The 1596-nt window shown below is 62.7% G+C and carries 3 protein-coding genes; 2 read left to right on the top strand and 1 reads right to left on the bottom strand.

Features of this window, described 5'->3' with window-relative positions; genetic code table 11:
- A partial coding sequence (dcd, locus tag B3V69_RS16060; RefSeq protein ID WP_296448016.1) for a dCTP deaminase occupies nt 1-447 on the top strand: 447 nt, incomplete at its 5' end.
- Here dcd and B3V69_RS16055 read toward each other — a convergent pair.
- On the bottom strand, nt 417-1352 hold the full coding sequence (locus B3V69_RS16055) for a delta(1)-pyrroline-2-carboxylate reductase family protein (protein WP_296448015.1): 936 nt from the start codon (nt 1350-1352) through the stop codon (nt 417-419). The genes dcd and B3V69_RS16055 overlap by 31 nt on opposite strands.
- Nucleotides 1353-1549: 197 nt before the next feature.
- On the opposite strand from B3V69_RS16055, the gene B3V69_RS20895 reads away from it, so the two are divergent.
- On the top strand, nt 1550-1596 hold a 47-nt coding region (locus B3V69_RS20895), incomplete at its 3' end, for a hypothetical protein (RefSeq protein WP_422662610.1).

Raw genomic sequence — 1596 nt, 5'->3', positions numbered from 1 at the left:
TACGGCTACGACATCCGCTGCGCACCCGAGTTCAAGGTCTTTACCAACATCCACAGCACGGTGGTGGACCCGAAGAACTTCGATGAAAAAAGCTTTGTCGATTTCAACGACGACGTCTGCATCATCCCGCCCAACAGCTTTGCGCTGGCCCGCACCCTGGAGTACTTTCGCATACCACGCAATGTGCTCACCATCTGCCTGGGTAAAAGCACCTACGCCCGCTGCGGCATCATCGTCAACGTCACGCCGTTCGAGCCCGAATGGGAAGGCTATGTGACGCTCGAATTCAGCAACACCACGCCCCTGCCGGCCAAGATTTATGCCGGCGAGGGCTGCGCGCAAGTGCTGTTCTTTGAGAGCGACAAGGACGACGTCTGCGAGACCAGTTACAAAGACCGTGGCGGCAAGTACCAGGGTCAGCGCGGGGTGACGCTGCCGAAGGCTTGATTTTGTAGCGCGACTCGCGCTGCCGCCAGATCCCAGCCGGCCCAGCCGCAGCTTTTGAAGAGCACGGGCCCGCTGCGTGGTGAGAACGGACCCCGCACGATATCGCGCAGCGTGGCAAACTGTGCCACCTCAAGCCGGGCCTGCAGCAGGTCACCCGCCTCATGGCTCGCGTCAGCCGTATCCACGACCACCGTGCCTTGCTCGGCAAAGTGCTGGCAAAGTGAGGCACTCAGTTCCACCATTAGGGGGGTGAACGCACCGACGGCGGCCAGGAAAGTGTCACGGCGCGGCAGCGCGTGCAGCACCACGGCGCTGGCCGGTGTGCAGGTGACCACCAAGGGACAGTCACGCAATACGACGTTGGGGTCGGGCACGACGCTTGCCTTCAAGCCCATGGCCTGGGCCAGTTCGGCCATTGAACGCGCGCCGGTCTCGCTGCGGGACGCGATCAGCACTTCTTTCACACCCAGCCCCTGGGCAAAGGCTTGCAGATGCGCATGGCCTTGCACGCCCGCACCCACGATCAATAGCGGGCCTTGGCGGTTGGGCGCCAGGCGCTGCGCCGCCAACAACGACACAGCCGCCGTGCGCCGGGCCGTGACGGTCGGGCCATCCAGAATCAGCTGGCGCTGCCCGCTCGCAACGTCAAACACCACCACGTCACCCTGAATCGTCGCCCGACCGGTGCCGGCGTTGGCCGGGGTGAATGTGATCAGCTTGATGATGGCGATGTCGCGGTCCAGCGCCGGCATCACAAACAGGCTACCGCCACCGTGAAGTGCTTGCACCATGCGCGCTGGCACCTGAACTGCATCGTCCCGCAGCACCCTCGCAATTTCTTCGGCCAGTGCCGGGTAGGGCAGCGCTGTTGTGGTGGCGTCCGGGGTGAGTAGCTGGTTTAGCATGGGTTTGAGTCGAGGTTACGCTGTTTGGGTGCGGTTCAGACCGGCGGTCAGCTCATTGCGCCAGCCGCAGGCCGCAAGGGATGTAGGCGTCAAAAGGGTCAAAACCCGCGAGGAGAACGGTAGGCATGGGCGCTGAAACATTCTCCCAATTTACCGCATTCAGCCTGCGGGGATGAACGTTCACCAGGAGTCGTGCCATGAAGTGGGAAGGCAATCGCGAATCGGACAATGTCGAAGATCGCCG

Origin of the sequence: Rhodoferax sp. UBA5149 (assembly GCF_002413825.1) — a bacterium.
GTDB lineage: Bacteria > Pseudomonadota > Gammaproteobacteria > Burkholderiales > Burkholderiaceae_C > Rhodoferax.
The sequence above is the reverse complement of the archived record's forward strand: the minus strand, read 5'-3'. Positions and strand labels throughout refer to the sequence as shown.